Here is a 14366-nt window from a genome sequence, read left to right as displayed (position 1 = left end):
CATCGCATTAACGCTTTTAAGTAAAACTACTATAACATATTTTTCAGCAAAAAGTCAGTCTATCTTTTTTGATAAAAGAATGTATCAGCTGAAACCAGGCCGAATTTCTCAGGATTGAAGATTTGCTCGGTGCTGCCGACAAAAAGAATCCCATTCTTTTTCAGGCTCTGTGCCATTTTTAAATAAAGCTCATCCTTTGCGCTTTCTGTAAAATAAATCAATACATTTCGGCACACGATTAAGTCAAATTCTTGTTCATAACGGTCCGCCAGCAGATTGTGCTTTTTGAATGTAATATTATTTTTGATTTCCGGTTTTACTTCATAACTTCTATTTGCATGCTGAGTAAAATAACGATCCTTCACAGATGTCGGCACTTCCTGTAAAGACCGCTCCTGATACACGCCTTTTTTCGCTTTCTCCAATGCTTTTTCATCAATATCAGTCGCCAGAATCTGAAAGCCGGGAAGACCTTTTTGCTGATTCAAAAGCATGGCAAGCGTATAAGGCTCCTCACCCGTTGAGCAGGCGGCACTCCATATCTTTAAAGGCTTAGAATGCTTGATTAACGGCAGAATAGCAGTCTCAAGCACTTCCCATCTTTTATAATTACGATAAAATTCAGAAACATTAATCGTCATTCTGTCCAGTGTTTCATTTAAGAGCGCTTGATCCTTTTCCAAGGCTGCCGCAAAATCCTTAAAGCTTTGAAACCCCTTTTTCTCATAAAGCGACGTCAGCCTTCTCTTCATTTGTGCTTCTTTATATAAAGTTAAATCAACACCGGTTAATTGTTTCCATTTTGTTATAAATAAGCTGTATGTATCCATCTCTACTCTCCCAGTCTCGCTGTCTTTTTGTCCTAGTATAGCTTGTTTTCTCAGAAAATTGTATTGTTTCAATAAAAAAATCAGCTTTTCAGCTGATTTTAGATCATTGGGAAGGCAGGAATCTGATCAACATTGCCATTAACCCCTTATTCACTTAATGTAAACCTTTACAAAAGAAAACGAAAACCGGCGTCATTACATAGTGCCGGCCCTGCTACTTATTTTCATAATGATTAATAGATCCAGCCTGCCATGAGCTGTTGATATGATACTAATTCTTCATTCTTAAAGAAAATGTTAATCTCGCGTTCAGCACTTTCGAGAGAATCAGAGCCGTGGATGATGTTTTTTCCGACAAACATGCCATAATCTCCACGAATTGTGCCAGGCAAAGCTTCTTTAGGATTTGTCTTTCCGATCAGCTGTCGTGTCACTTCAATGACATTTTCGCCTTCCCAAACCATTGCGAATACAGGTCCTGAAGTAATAAACTCAACGAGCTCTCCGAAGAAAGGCTTCCCTTGATGTTCGGCGTAGTGTTTCTCAGCTATTTGTTCAGTCACTCTCATTAACTTGGCACCAGATAATTGTAAGCCCTTACGTTCGAATCTCGACAAAATATCACCAATGAGCTGACGTTGGACACCGTCTGGTTTCACCATAATAAAAGTCTTTTCCATCACATTCTCCACCCCATCATTATGTATGTATAGGCTTTCACACTGCACACCGAAATCGTAACATCTTTCTGAAAATTAATCAATCCGGGGCGGAGAAATTTCTAAATATCTACAAAATTAAAATTTTCTTTTTCCGATATATTTTGCGATGGCCGCAAGAGACGAACGTGCACGCCCTCTCGGAAGCGTGTTTAATTTCTGGAAAGCTTTCTGCAGATACATTTCGCTTACTGCCATAGATGCTTCAATTGCATCTGTTTTTTTCATTTCTTCAATGATCGGCTCAAGCTGTTCCTGCGTTGTCTCGGTGTTAATCAATTTAAGCTGATTTTTTAATGCTGGATTTTTCAGGGCATACAGCACTGGCAATGTAACATTTCCTTGAAGTAAATCTCCTCCAACAGGTTTGCCCAGCTCTTCTTCCGTTGAAGTAAAATCAAGAATATCATCAATGATTTGATAAGACATGCCGACGTAATACCCAAACCAGTACAGCGCCTTATGAATCTTTTCATCAGCGCCGGACGCAATGGCACCGAGCTGGCAGCTGACCGCGATAAGGAGCGCCGTTTTTCTTTTGATGCGGCGGAGATATGTTCTGAGGTTTTGTTCCATGTTGTATTTGTCTTTGATCTGCTCGATTTCCCCAAGACAAACTTCAACAATCGTCTGCGACAAAATCCTATGGGCTTTCGGTTCGTTAATTCTCGTCATCATTTCAAGAGATCCCGCAAGCATATAATCACCTGTGTACATCGCAATGCGATTGTCCCACTTTGCTTTGATTGTCGGCTTCCCTCTGCGAAGCTCCGCATCGTCAATGACATCATCATGAACCAAAGATGCCATGTGAATCATTTCCAAAGTGACGGCGACATATTTAATCTTATTAATGTCATAATCGCCAAACATGCCGGAAAGCAGCACGAAAACAGGGCGTATGCGTTTCCCTCCCGCCTGCAGCAGATGAAGACCCGCCTCGCTTAAAAGCGGGTAATCGGAACGTACGGTTTGTTCAAGTTCTCTTTCAATTACATCAATATCGTCATTTAAAAAAGAGTAGGCCATTTTAAATTTCATATCATTCACCCAAACATCTGTGTTTTCATTTCCATCCGATATGCGTGGCAGCGACTCCGCCAGTAAACGAATGATATTTGACATTTTTCAAGCCCGCCTCTTCAAACAGGCCCGCCAGTTCTTTCATTCCAGGGAATTCTCTGGCTGATTCTTGAAGCCAAGAATATTCTTTATAGCTCTTCGCAAACAATTTCCCGAAAAACGGCATAATATACTTAAAGTACATAAAGTAAGCCTGTCTGAATCCGAACGTTTCCGGCTGGGACGTTTCCAGACATACCACCTGGCCGCCCGGCTTCACCACACGTCTCATCTCTTTCAGTACGGTCAAGTAATCAGGGACATTGCGCAGTCCGAAGCCAATGGTCACATAATCAAATGTATCATCATCAAAGGGAAGCTCCATCGCATTTCCGTGCAGCAGTTCAATTTGGCTGAATCCGCCGTCTTTTACTTTCTGCTGGCCGACACTCAGCATATTTTCACTGAAGTCCAAGCCCTTGATCTCACCGCTTTTACCGGCTGCTTTTGCAAGAGCGATCGTCCAGTCAGCCGTTCCGCAGCAGACATCAAGTGCCTTGGCGCCTTCTTTTACATTCATGATGCGCATCGTTTTGTCGCGCCATTTTTTATGCTGCTGAAAACTGATGACAGAGTTCATTTGGTCGTAGTTTTTATATATTTTTTCAAATACTCCGTGTACGCGCTGTTCTTTTGAGTCCTGCATAATGGTTTACCCTTCTTCCACTTTCTGATGATAGGTTTGATCTTGGCTGATTGTCTTCAGGCGGTTTAATAAAATATGCTGAATAGGTGAATTTAGAGGCAGAAGTGACTCAATGCTGTTTTTCGCTTTTTTAAAACAATCTTCTAATATCTCTTCTTTTGTTTTTCCCAGCTGTATAAAACTGCCGATCACATCCAGAAATGTATCATTCCCGTTCATAAGCCGCTTAAATACAAAAAAATCACTCGACAGCTTTTTCCAGCGCGGGAGGTTGAAGTGTTCCGCCACCCGATGGAATAAAGCTGACTCAACAATGCCGACACTTTCGAAAAAATCGTGTTCATCCTTGAAAGAACGGTCATATAGCCGAATTTTGTGTTCATTGATTTCTTTGATAGCTGTAGCAAGCGTCCGAATCATGTAGATATCCTTCATTTCAGATAGTAAAGAGTAGTACAGCCCGCTGAAATAATCGCCTGCGAGAACAGTCAATTGGCGGTTTTTGTTTTCGTCTCGTTTTATGACTCTGGCTGTCGTCACTTCATCATGGGTATCAAGGGCGCTTTGTACAAGCATCGCTGTTACAATATAATTTTCTCTGTCATTGTTTTTTATGTCGGCTTCTTCAAATAAAGCATGAAAAAGAAGAAGCTTATCCTCATCAATTTTCGGCGCAGAAATATGCTTCGCTAAATAAGGATGAGACAGCTTTTGTTTTAATTTTGTGTTCAGATTGGCTAAAGTTCCGTAGATGTCTTGCAAAAATATCACCCTTGTCCCCAAATTCACATTTATTTCTTAATCTATGTATGAGTTTTATCTTTTCATTCACTTACGCATGTATCATTATAGCATAAAAAAAAGAAATTGGCTGTATCCTCCCGCTGTTTGCGAGCATTTGCTTTTAACAGCGGGGACAGCCAGCTTATTTTTTTTCGCTTTTCATTTCTCCGTATGCGGTTTGAATGAGTGCCTCTCCTCTGATTTTAATGGCCGAAGTATGCTCTGTAAACTGAGCGATGATTACTTCTCCCTTGTCGAGTTTTTCGGAATGGTGAAACTTTGTATCGGTTCCTCTTGTCAGGCCGATCACATTCACTCCGTCTTCAACCGCTTTTATGATGACAAAATCACTTGAATGCTTTTCGTTCATTTCTAGCACCCTCTATCTTTATTAGTCCTGGTGTTTAATATGTTCCAATACTTCGGCACGGGCAGCTGCATCATCTTTAAAAATGCCTCTGACTGCTGAAGTGACGGTTTTTGCACCCGGTTTTCTCACACCGCGCATCGTCATGCACATGTGTTCTGCTTCAACCACTACCATGACGCCATACGGGTCAAGCGTTTCTACGATGCTTTCCGCAATTGTAGATGTGATACGCTCCTGAAGCTGCGGACGCTTTGCAACGGCTTCAACGGCACGCGCCAATTTACTGAGCCCTGTGACCTTTCCGCCTCGCGGTATATATGCAACGTGCGCTTTTCCATAAAAGGGAACAAGGTGATGCTCACACATAGAATGAAACGCGATATCTTTTACAAGAACAAGCTCCTCATGGTTTTCACCGAAGATAGTCTGGAAATGTTCTTTTGGGTCTTCATTCAAGCCGGAGAATACTTCGGCGTACATCTTTGCGACTCTTTTCGGAGTATCAAGAAGCCCTTCTCTGTTCGGGTCTTCTCCGATCGCTTCTAAAATTTGACGAACAGCTTGTTCGATTTGCTCTTTATTAACTTCTTTCATGTTCTATGTCCTCCACCAATGAATACATTTAATTTCGATTCTAGCACACATGCCCCGCTAAAAGCAAAGTGAATGCCCTGTCAGGAAGCCCATGCCCTTGAAATATGAAAAGCCCCTTGGAAAGGGGCTTTTCTGTGAAGAAATAAAGTGTATGTAAGCTAGATGCATACACGATCTATATTCACAATTATTTTCCGGCAACTGCGTCTTTAAGCGCTTTACCTGGTTTGAAAGCAGGTACTTTGCTCGCTGGAATTTCGATTTCTTCACCTGTTTGAGGGTTGCGTCCTTTACGTGCAGAACGTTCACGCACCTCGAAGTTACCAAAACCGATCAGTTGAATTTTATCACCGTTTTTAAGTGCATCTAAGATCGTATCAAAAACAGAGTCAACTGCTTTTGTAGCGTCTTTTTTAGACAATTCGCTTGCTTCTGCAACCGCATTGATAAGTTCTGTTTTGTTCATGCCTTTCACCTCCTCCCAAAAGGGATACATTCAGTTCGTTTATTATCATTTCTTCACAGTTCAGTCTGATTCTAAACCTGGCCCAGAAAAAAATCAGAGCAGGCAAGAGAAAGACAATTAAACGGCTTTTTAAGAAAAACTGCACTCTGAGGAATGTTTGTCCAACAAAGTGAAGAATTTCTGTATGTAGAGTAACACATATAAAAAGCCATATCAAGCATTTTAAAGCGTCAATCCCTTGCTCGTCAAGGATTTAACGTGGTTTACCGAACAAATATTCCTTTTTTTTGCTTTTTTCATCCTATTCTTTGATCCTTTTCCATTATTAAGAGCAAAGAAAAAAGACCTCCCATTCTATAAAGAGGTCTTCCGGTATTACAGGATGATGGCGATTAAGCCGCCAGAGCCTTCGTTTATAATTCTTTCTAACGTTTCTTTTAATTTATACCGCGCGTTTTCAGGCATTAATGACAGCTTTGCCTGAATCCCTTCTCTCACAATTGAGCTCAGTGATCTTCCGAAGATATCGGAGTTCCAGATGGAGAGCGGATCATCCTCAAAGTCCTGCATTAAATAGCGTACAAGCTCTTCGCTTTGTTTTTCCGTTCCGATAATCGGCGCGAATTCGCTTTCGACGTCTACTTTGATCATATGGATCGATGGCGCGACAGCTTTTAGCCTCACACCGAATCGTGAGCCCTGCCTTATAATTTCCGGCTCATCGAGACTCATATCAGTTAAAGCAGGCGCTGCAATGCCGTATCCCGTCTGTTTGACCATTTTTAAGGCATCAGACACTTGATCATATTCTGTTTTCGCATGGGCAAAGTCTTGCATGAGTTCAAGCAAATGGTCTCTTCCTCTGATTTCAACACCCACCACTTCTTTCAAGATTTGATCATATAAGTGGTCCGGCGCGTACAAATCGATTTCTGCGACCCCTTGACCCAGCTCAATTCCGGCTAATCCGGCACTTTCAATAAATTCAAACTCGCTGAATTGGCCGACAACCCTGTCTACGTCCCGAAGCCGCTTAATATCCTTAACAGTTTCCTTCACGGATTCCTGGTAGCTTTCACGCAGCCAATGGTTTTCTTTTAGCACCATTACCCAGCTTGGGAGGTTGACATTTACCTCAAGCACCGGAAACTCGTAGAGGGCTTCTCTGAGCACACTCAGCACATCTGATTCCCGCATGCTTTCCACGCTCATTGCCAAAACCGGGATATCATATTTTTCGCTTAAATCCTGGCGCATGGCTTCTGTTTCCGGATGATACGGCCTGACTGAGTTGATGACCATAATAAAGGGTTTGCCAACCTCTTTCAGCTCTTCAATGACTCTTTCTTCAGCCTCTATATAGTCACTTCTGGCGATATCACCAATGGTGCCGTCTGTTGTAATGACAACTCCGATGGTCGAGTGTTCTTGAATGACTTTTCGCGTGCCAATTTCAGCAGCCTCATGAAATGGGATCGGTTCTTCGTACCAAGGCGTGTTAATCATCCGCGGCCCGTTTTCATCTTCATATCCTTTAGCGCCGGGTACTGTGTAGCCTACACAATCTACTAATCTTATATTGACATCGAGTCCGTCTGACACGTGAACAGACATCGCCTGATTCGGAACAAATTTAGGCTCTGTAGTCATAATCGTTTTGCCGGCCGCGCTCTGCGGCAACTCATCCTGCGCACGGGCCCGGTCTGCTTCGTTACCGATATTCGGGAGCACCACAAGCTCCATGAATTTTTTAATGAACGTGGATTTTCCTGTACGGACAGCACCTACGACTCCTAAGTATATATCGCCTCCTGTTCGTTCAGCGATATCCTTGAAAATATCGACCTTTTCCAAGTGAATCCCTCCCGGACTTCCTATCCTTATCAATTTTATTAAGCTCTTTCAATCAAACACAGGACACTATATGTGTATGACGTTGTCCTATTTCAATATGACATCTTTAGAAAATTTTCCGTCCTCAATCTATTAAAGTATAAAAAAACCTTTCTCCCTATTTGTATGCAAGGGAGAAAGGTTCATTCCTTTTTCATATCATTTTCTAAAAAAACAGGTTCCTGTTTGTCATTTACCGTATATTTCACAGAAAACGCCGGGACGAAAGGCGTTTCTTGCCAAATCATATCCTGAATTTCAGATCCGGGCTTAAACGTTTTTTTGCTTTTTTTGAGCCAAGAAGCCAGCTCAGTCCGGTAATCGGCATATATTTCTCCGTCTCCGTCAATCATAAGCGGCAAGGAATTCCCTGAGATTGGGCTTGTCACTGTAAGAGAGCTTCCAACCCCCAGCTTCTTCTCATCTAGTGTAAATAAATCACGTGACAGCACATCCTGATAAGGCGGATATTGATGCTCCTGGCGGTACATTTGGACACGCAATTTCACATCGCGGATTTTTTCAGCCATCTTTAGATCAATCAATTTAACAGTCGGATCGTTCTCTACGTCGACAAGCACGTATTGATAGTCTCCTCCGCTTTCATATGCCGTGCTTGGAGGTTCGGCCATATACCTCGGCGCTAAACGGTTAAAGTCTATCGGATATTTTTGATACAGAGGTGTCGACATATCTTTTGTTTGAATGGGAAGCAGTCCTCCATTTGCCTTTTGGAATTCGTCAACAGCAGACTGGACCTGCTCTAACTGGTCCTGATAAGGAATGGCATGTACACTGCTTTTCCGCTCATTTGGATATAAACAGCCTGATAAAAACACGACTGCCGCAAAAATCATAGCGCACTTCAGTTTACCCATACAGCACTTCCTTTTACAGCTTTATTCATTGACAGGACCGCTGAATACCACGACAAACACAATAATTCCCGATATGAGCATACACATGTAAGCAAACGATGAAACCGCAATCTTCAGAAAACGATTCCGAAACTTAAACCGGCTTAAATAGATGGACGCTACAGCCAGAAACATCAGGCCCATGGACCCCAGTGCAAACCACATTTTCATCAATGCCAGACTCAATGACCTGCGCCTCCCCCTAATATGTATGATGTAAGCGTTATATTTCATTTTAATATACAGCGCCGGTAAAGATCAACCAGATTTTCCATCCTTTGATAGAACAAAAAACTGAAGCAAAGAGGGGGACCTTCGCTTCAGTCAAATTGACTATATTCACCTGCACGTTTAAGAAACACTCTCTTGGACTTCGATGCTATAGTATGCGACTTGGCATACAGATGCATCCTCTATTGCCTAAATCAGCAAAATGTTTCAGGAGATCCCAAGACTTGGGTGTTCTACTGTTTTTCGGGCTTTCGTTCAATTAAGATATGCGGTCGTCAATACAATTGACACTTTTACTTCACTTGATTTTCAAACGTATTTACCAGATCCTCCATCTCGTGGGTTTTCCCTCTCGCCATTAAAGATTCAACAGCAGTTTCCACTTTTTGTCCGTTAAATAGAACTTGATGGAGTGCTTTTGTAATCGGCATTTTCACATCATATTTCTCCGAAAGCTGGTAAGCCGCTTTTGTCGTACGGACGCCTTCGACTACCATTCCCATCTCTTCAAGAACGTCTTTGAGCTTGTACCCTTTTCCGAGCAAATTGCCGGCACGCCAGTTTCTGGAATGAACACTTGTGCACGTCACAATCAGATCGCCCACTCCTGTCAATCCAGAAAACGTCAGGGGATTCCCGCCCATTTTCGTTCCGAGTCTCGCGATTTCGGCAAGTCCGCGCGTAATCAATGCAGCTTTGGCATTGTCGCCATACCCTAAACCGTCTGTAATTCCTGCGGCAAGTGCAATGATATTTTTTAAAGCCCCGCCGATCTCAACTCCGATAATGTCAGGGTTTGTGTACACCCGGAAATTGTGATTAATAAATAAATCCTGCACCTCTTCTGCTGCCCGCATGCTTTTTGAAGATGAAGTAACGGTCGTCGGATGGCGCAGCCCCACTTCTTCCGCATGGCTCGGGCCGGAAAGGACCACAACATCTTTTCTGACATCGCTTGGGAGCTCGTCTTCCATAATCTCAGAAATGCGAAGGAGCGAATCAGGCTCTATTCCCTTGCTGACATGAACAAAGACTGCCTTTTTCGTGATAAAAGGCACAGCCTGTCTCAGCACTTCCCGAATCGCTTTTGTCGGAACCGCAACAATAATGAAATCTGCGTCCGAAACAGCTTTCCCGATATCCGTTGTAGCCTCTATTGATTCCGGCAGCTTGACGTTCGGCAAATAATCCTTATTTTCATGCTGATCATTGATTTGATCAATCAGATCTGCACGGTGCCCCCACATGGTTACATTGTGATGATTATCGGCTAACACTAAAGCCAGTGCCGTCCCCCAGCTTCCCGCTCCGAGCATAGTGACTTTTTTCATATTTGCTTCACACCTTTTTATTTTCTAGCTCTTGCAAATATTTTGATTGGTGTCCCTTCAAAATCGAACGCGTCTCTGATTCGGTTTTCTAAAAAGCGTTCGTACGAGAAATGCATTAATTCCGGATCGTTTACAAACACAACGAAACTCGGCGGTTTTACCGCCACTTGGGTCGCATAATAAATCTTCAAACGAGAACCGTTATGAGTCGGCGTCGGATTCATTGCCACAGCGTCCATGATGACATCATTTAAGACATTCGTTTGAACCCGCAGTGAATGATTTTCACTCGCTTTGATAATCGCAGGCATCAGCGTATGAATCCGTTTTTTCGTTAAGGCTGACATGAATAAGATTGGCGCATAATTAAGAAATTGAAAATGGTCACGGATATTTTCTTCAAATTCTTTCATCGTGCTTTCATCTTTGTCAACAGCATCCCATTTGTTTACGACGATCACGACAGCTTTGCCCGCTTCGTGTGCATAACCGGCGATGCGCTTATCCTGTTCAATAATGCCTTCTTCGCCGTCCAGCACAACCGCAACGACTTCTGAGCGGTCGATTGCTTTCAGCGCCCGCAGTACACTGTACTTTTCAGTCGTTTCATAGACTTTCCCTTTTTTTCGCATGCCGGCAGTATCAACAATGACAAACTCCTGCTGGTTGTACGTAAATGCCGTATCAACAGCATCTCGTGTCGTTCCTGCCACGTTGCTCACAATGACGCGCTCTTCGCCGAGCATCGCGTTCACTAGGGAGGACTTTCCGACGTTCGGGCGTCCGATCAGGCAGAATTGAACCACTTCTTCATCGTATTTCGTTTCAGGAATGTTTTTAAAATGCTCTGCAACGGCATCCAGCAAATCACCTAATCCGAGTCCGTGTGTTCCCGAAATTGGATACGGCTGGCCAAAGCCAAGCGAATAAAAATCGTAAATATCCGCTCTCATTTCTGTGTTATCCAGTTTATTAACTGCCAAAACAACTGGCTTTTTCGTGCGGTACAAAATTTTCGCTACTTCTTCATCAGCAGCAGTCACGCCTTCACGGCCGTTCACCATAAAGATAATGACATCCGCTTCATCCATGGCGATTTCAGCCTGCTGGCGAATCTGCGCTAAGAACGGCTCATCACCGATATCAATACCGCCAGTATCAATTAAATTAAAATCATAATTCAGCCACTCAGCCGAGCTGTATATCCGATCCCTTGTCACACCAGGGGTATCTTCTACTATTGAAATTCTTTCTCCCGCAATCCGGTTAAAGATTGTGGATTTTCCTACATTTGGTCTCCCGACAATGGCTACGACAGGTTTACCCATAGTACCCTTCCTTTCGATCCAGCCGCTTTCATTTTTACATAAATTTTCAACCGGTTATTAAAATCATTTCATTCACTTTTATGAAAAGAAACCCTTCAGAGGAAGGGCTTAACTCATTTATTATATCAGTTTTTACTGGGATCACAACTATTCTTAAAAATGTTTCACGATCAAATACACGTCATCTCCAATTCTGTGCGCTATTCCATCAAGGATCGCCTCAAGATTTTTAGCGAAAAGCTCCATCTCCTTTTTGTCATTACAAAAAAAGACAGGAGCTCCCCCCGCAGCCCTGTTTCGGTTCGTCGTAATCACAGACAAAATCATTTTCGTAAGAGATTCGCTCATTCTATCACCTTATCCTGGTTCTTGATAAATTCCGTCGGCATTCTGATCGCGTTTTCCAAAGTTGGAACATTGCTGATAATCTGAACAGCTGTTTCGGGGTGGTTAATTTGCGGAAGAACAAAAACTGCCACTCTCCCGTCATTTAAATCGCGTTTTGCAATTGGAGTGAGAGACGGCTCGCCCGAATCCCGATAAACCCCGAGTACATTCGAAACATCAAATAAAATGGCCTGGCGCTGCCCTAAGTTGGCAATGGTCGCTGCTGAATTAAAGTTTTTTGGCGTTAAAATAAATCCCATTCCGTGCTTTAAAATCAGCTCCTGTTTTTCCGGAAGCCCAATATTCATCATATAAATATTATCAACAAACAGTCCCGGGCCGTCAAAGCGCGGCTTTATGTACTCGATATCTACAATCTCCTTCAACACACTGCCCGACATAAATTTCATTGCCAGCAAGAAACAAACAATAGCCGCTATGACTGCAGCCCAAATGGATAAAAGCACATACGCAGAGGTTGTCAAAAGAGCTGTAAAGATCACGATATAATTTCTGCTTTCAAACGCAATCGCAATTCCCTCAATATATGTGCTTCCCCTTGAGACAAGTTCATACGAATCCATTTGCGTCAGTGTGTTCCGCTCCATGTTTCGAACATCTCTAAATTGCGTCGCTGCCAATGTTAAAAACGTGATGGCCGTAAATTCCTCCTGCAAAAGCGCCGGCATAATAATGGCCCCTAAACCAGCCGCAATCAGCCCTAGTGCAATGTGAATGACTTTCCCATGAACATAGGTCGGATACTGGCGGTAATCCGTTTTCAGCATATAAAGCCGTGTCGCGACCCCGGCAATGACCCCAGCAATAATTGGATAAATGTAATCACTCATGACATTTTGGTAGCTCCTTTGTTTGATCTTTTGCTCTTTTGACCAACCTGGCTTGCCAGCTGTTCGTATCTCGATATGCCAAACAGCAATATAATACCCGCGGAACACGTATTCAGCCATTGAAAGCCACCGACAGCCAAAGCCCCGGCCAGCTTCTGAATCACAAACGAATACATCAGTTCGCCTTGGCACATCCCTAGCACAAATAATGTAAGCTGTTTCTGGAACTCCCTTTCAACCGAAGCTGTCAAAAGCACTAATAATATTACGGCAGCCCACTCAGGTTTTATGATAAACCAAACTGGATCATATAATGCAAAAAGATAAACAAACGCATACCCGGCAATAAGCATCAGATAGACCATGAGATAACGAAAACGATACATTCTCAAATACCCTGCATAGACACACCCGCAGAAAAAAAACATCATATAAGCAGTATTTAGGGAAAAATATAAAGTGATGTCATGTATGCTTAGAATCATATTAGTCAAAATAAAGACAGAGACGGCAAATCGCCTTTTCGTCTTTTCAAAAATAAAGGTCGTCAGAACCCACAGAAACCACATTGACCAATAGTAATAAAATTGTTCCATTTTGCTTCCTCCATACTCCCAGTATGGAGCCCGAGCGCTTTTTTTAAACAATCCACTTCACAATAAGGAGTATGATCATGGGAAAAGACAGACAGGAAAAAAAACTCAAAGCTTCTGGCAGAGTCGAATCAGATCGCGACCATTCCATTCACTATGACGGAGCAACAAGCCTTGAACAAAACGGAAAATTCAAAAAGCGAAAATCATAATCAAAAGCCCAAAACTCATAAGGTTTTGGGCTTTTGATCATTCATCGCACACTATAGCTGGACGTATCAATCCCTCTCTCTGTGAGCCAGTGATGGGTTTCACCTTTGATCACAAGAGGTGTCTTTTGCAAATCAGTAATCGTTCTGGCGCCCAGTACGGTCATAATCATTTTTAATTCGTCAAGGATCAGCTGAACCTCCTCAAGCAGTCCTTCCTCTCCTCTTTCAGTCAGCGCTTTTAAAAAGTGTCCTGCCATTCCGGTGCAAGAGGCACCCAGCGCTATTGCCTTTGCCACATCAAGCGCATCCTGCAGGCCTCCAGACGCCATCATTGTACTTGCGGGAAACGCAGAGTGGATTTCCGCCAAACTTGCTGCTGTCGAAATGCCCCACGAGTTAAAAAAGGTGATTTGCCGATGTCTTCGGAGATTTTCGATTTTCGAGAAATTCGTGCCCCCGTAACCGCCGATATCTACAGCCGCAGCACCAGCTTCATAAAGCTTCCTTGCTGATTCTTTGCTCATACCGAAGCCGACCTCTTTCACAATGACCGGCACACTGACCTGACTGCAAATTTGTTCAATACGGTCCAGAGCTCCGCTAAAGCTTCTGTCTCCTTCAGGCATCACAATTTCCTGAATCACATTCAAGTGAATCTGCAGTGCGTCTGCTCCAATCATTTCCACTGCTTCCTTTGCCTGATCAGCTGTCGCCTCGCTTCCCAAGTTGGCAAAAATCAGTCCGTTTGGGTTTTCTTTTCGAACGATTTCATACGAAAAACGCTCTGAGGGATCTTTTAATGCTGACATTTGTGATCCGACAGCAAGAGGTATACCGGCCTGACGAGCCGCTCGTGCAAGTGATTGATTAATATCATATGTAAGTTGTCCGCCGCCGCCAGTCATTGCATTGATAAAAATCGGCGAACTGCTTGAAAGTTCGCCGATTTTTGTGGAAATATCTACTTGTTCTAATGCAAGATCGGGCAGACTGGCATGAACAAACGTAATATCATCAAGACCCGTGTCCCGCTTTTGTCCAGTGGACAGGGCATGATTGATGTGTTGTTTTTTCCGTTCTGCTCGAGTCACGT

Annotated in this window: 18 protein-coding genes; 1 reads left to right on the top strand and 17 read right to left on the bottom strand. The window is 43.1% G+C overall.

Translation table 11 applies throughout. The annotated features are described in order from the left end of the window. Positions 1-59 precede the first annotated feature (59 nt). The 16 genes from JMN17_RS03475 to JMN17_RS03400 form a co-directional block, all read right to left on the bottom strand. Positions 60-830 carry a protein-glutamate O-methyltransferase gene (locus tag JMN17_RS03475; protein WP_202327384.1) on the bottom strand — a complete coding sequence of 257 codons (771 nt, stop codon included), beginning with the start codon at positions 828-830 and terminating at the stop codon, positions 60-62. 233 nt (positions 831-1063) lie between these two features. Beyond that, positions 1064-1513, bottom strand: coding sequence for a nucleoside-diphosphate kinase (gene ndk, locus JMN17_RS03470; protein ID WP_087990540.1), 450 nt, complete (start codon positions 1511-1513; stop codon positions 1064-1066). 114 nt (positions 1514-1627) lie between these two features. Next, positions 1628-2590, bottom strand: coding sequence for a heptaprenyl diphosphate synthase component II (gene hepT / locus JMN17_RS03465; RefSeq protein ID WP_176365272.1), 963 nt, complete (start codon positions 2588-2590; stop codon positions 1628-1630). 25 nt (positions 2591-2615) lie between these two features. Then, on the bottom strand, positions 2616-3317 hold the full coding sequence (gene menG, locus JMN17_RS03460; protein ID WP_087990542.1) for a demethylmenaquinone methyltransferase: 702 nt from the start codon (positions 3315-3317) through the stop codon (positions 2616-2618). Between the two features lie 6 nt (positions 3318-3323). Next, a complete protein-coding gene (hepS, locus tag JMN17_RS03455) occupies positions 3324-4079 on the bottom strand; it encodes a heptaprenyl diphosphate synthase component 1 (protein WP_064812849.1) in 756 nt (251 codons plus the stop codon). A 163-nt stretch (positions 4080-4242) separates the two neighbouring features. Then, the gene (gene mtrB, locus JMN17_RS03450; protein WP_087990544.1) at positions 4243-4470 is read right to left on the bottom strand and encodes a trp RNA-binding attenuation protein MtrB; all 228 of its coding nucleotides are present in this window, start codon (positions 4468-4470) and stop codon (positions 4243-4245) included. A 21-nt stretch (positions 4471-4491) separates the two neighbouring features. Next, positions 4492-5064 carry a GTP cyclohydrolase I FolE gene (gene folE / locus JMN17_RS03445; RefSeq protein ID WP_202327382.1) on the bottom strand — a complete coding sequence of 191 codons (573 nt, stop codon included), beginning with the start codon at positions 5062-5064 and terminating at the stop codon, positions 4492-4494. Between the two features lie 187 nt (positions 5065-5251). Continuing rightward, positions 5252-5530 (bottom strand): non-specific DNA-binding protein Hbs, encoded by a 279-nt coding sequence (hbs, locus tag JMN17_RS03440; RefSeq protein ID WP_003153447.1) that lies wholly within the window; start codon positions 5528-5530, stop codon positions 5252-5254. 375 nt (positions 5531-5905) lie between these two features. Beyond that, entirely contained in the window at positions 5906-7384 is a 1479-nt protein-coding gene (gene spoIVA, locus JMN17_RS03435) for a stage IV sporulation protein A (protein ID WP_087990546.1), read from the bottom strand. A gap of 182 nt (positions 7385-7566) precedes the next feature. Continuing rightward, complete coding sequence (locus tag JMN17_RS03430) at positions 7567-8301, bottom strand: hypothetical protein (protein WP_087990547.1); 735 nt, start codon at positions 8299-8301, stop codon at positions 7567-7569. Positions 8302-8322: 21 nt separating this feature from the next. Further along, positions 8323-8526 carry a DUF2768 domain-containing protein gene (locus tag JMN17_RS03425; RefSeq protein WP_087990548.1) on the bottom strand — a complete coding sequence of 68 codons (204 nt, stop codon included), beginning with the start codon at positions 8524-8526 and terminating at the stop codon, positions 8323-8325. A 338-nt stretch (positions 8527-8864) separates the two neighbouring features. Next, complete coding sequence (locus tag JMN17_RS03420) at positions 8865-9902, bottom strand: NAD(P)H-dependent glycerol-3-phosphate dehydrogenase (protein WP_202327381.1); 1038 nt, start codon at positions 9900-9902, stop codon at positions 8865-8867. 17 nt (positions 9903-9919) lie between these two features. After that, positions 9920-11230: a ribosome biogenesis GTPase Der gene (gene der / locus JMN17_RS03415; RefSeq protein WP_202327380.1), complete on the bottom strand. Its 1311-nt coding sequence runs from the start codon at positions 11228-11230 to the stop codon at positions 9920-9922. Between the two features lie 153 nt (positions 11231-11383). Further along, on the bottom strand, positions 11384-11578 hold the full coding sequence (locus JMN17_RS03410; RefSeq protein ID WP_087990551.1) for a capping complex subunit for YIEGIA: 195 nt from the start codon (positions 11576-11578) through the stop codon (positions 11384-11386). Further along, positions 11575-12468: a YIEGIA family protein gene (locus JMN17_RS03405; RefSeq protein WP_202327373.1), complete on the bottom strand. Its 894-nt coding sequence runs from the start codon at positions 12466-12468 to the stop codon at positions 11575-11577. The genes JMN17_RS03410 and JMN17_RS03405 overlap by 4 nt, the downstream gene beginning before the upstream one ends. Further along, complete coding sequence (locus JMN17_RS03400; RefSeq protein ID WP_202327371.1) at positions 12465-13064, bottom strand: YphA family membrane protein; 600 nt, start codon at positions 13062-13064, stop codon at positions 12465-12467. The genes JMN17_RS03405 and JMN17_RS03400 overlap by 4 nt, the downstream gene beginning before the upstream one ends. Positions 13065-13141: 77 nt before the next feature. Between JMN17_RS03400 and JMN17_RS03395 the strand changes: the two genes are divergently transcribed. Then, a complete protein-coding gene (locus JMN17_RS03395; protein WP_141113372.1) occupies positions 13142-13273 on the top strand; it encodes a YpzI family protein in 132 nt (43 codons plus the stop codon). Between the two features lie 41 nt (positions 13274-13314). Here the strand turns inward: JMN17_RS03395 and fni are convergent, their stop codons facing one another. Continuing rightward, positions 13315-14364 (bottom strand): type 2 isopentenyl-diphosphate Delta-isomerase, encoded by a 1050-nt coding sequence (gene fni / locus JMN17_RS03390; protein WP_202327369.1) that lies wholly within the window; start codon positions 14362-14364, stop codon positions 13315-13317. Positions 14365-14366: the final 2 nt, after the last annotated feature.

Origin of the sequence: Bacillus sp. RHFS10, assembly GCF_016757475.1 — a bacterium.
GTDB lineage: Bacteria > Bacillota > Bacilli > Bacillales > Bacillaceae > Bacillus > Bacillus subtilis_G.
Note: the sequence above shows the minus strand (reverse complement) of the source record. Positions and strands in the feature narration are given on the sequence as shown.